The 467-nt window shown below is 47.3% G+C and carries 1 protein-coding gene; it reads right to left on the bottom strand.

The genetic code is table 11. From position 1 onward, the window contains the following. A partial coding sequence (locus tag CYP05_RS02625; protein WP_181001154.1) for a rod shape-determining protein occupies positions 1–467 on the bottom strand: 467 nt, incomplete at both ends.

The following is a 467-nucleotide window of genomic DNA, read 5'->3' as shown; positions in this document are numbered from 1 at the left end:
CCTTTAGCGGCTCTCTCATCGCCTCTCTCACATCCTCGCTTGTCAGCTCAACCCTGCTTAAAAGACCGCTCACTTGGTCGCGTCCTTTTACCACTACGCTTAGCTCTTTTTCAAGCTGCACAGCAGAGCCCACAGCGATCTTTATCTCCTCGCCTGTTCTCTCGCCTATTAGTAAGTTGTATTTTTCTTTTATGTAGTTAACGATACTGCTATCTATCTTATCACCAGCTGTGCGGATAGATTTTGATATTACCAGACCGCCAAGTGAGACGACACCGATCTCAGTCGTACCACCGCCGATATCAACTACAAGGTTGCCTTGTGGCTCGCGAACTGGTAAATTTGCTCCGATAGCTGCTGCCATAGGCTCTTCTATCAAAAATACCTCTCTTGCACCAGCACTTAGCGCACTCTCTCTAACAGCCTTTCTTTCAACCTGAGTAAGTCCGTAAGGAACTGAGATGATG

Origin of the sequence: Campylobacter concisus, assembly GCF_002913545.1 — a bacterium.
Classification (GTDB): domain Bacteria; phylum Campylobacterota; class Campylobacteria; order Campylobacterales; family Campylobacteraceae; genus Campylobacter_A; species Campylobacter_A concisus_AV.
This window is presented reverse-complemented; position numbering and strand designations above follow the sequence as displayed.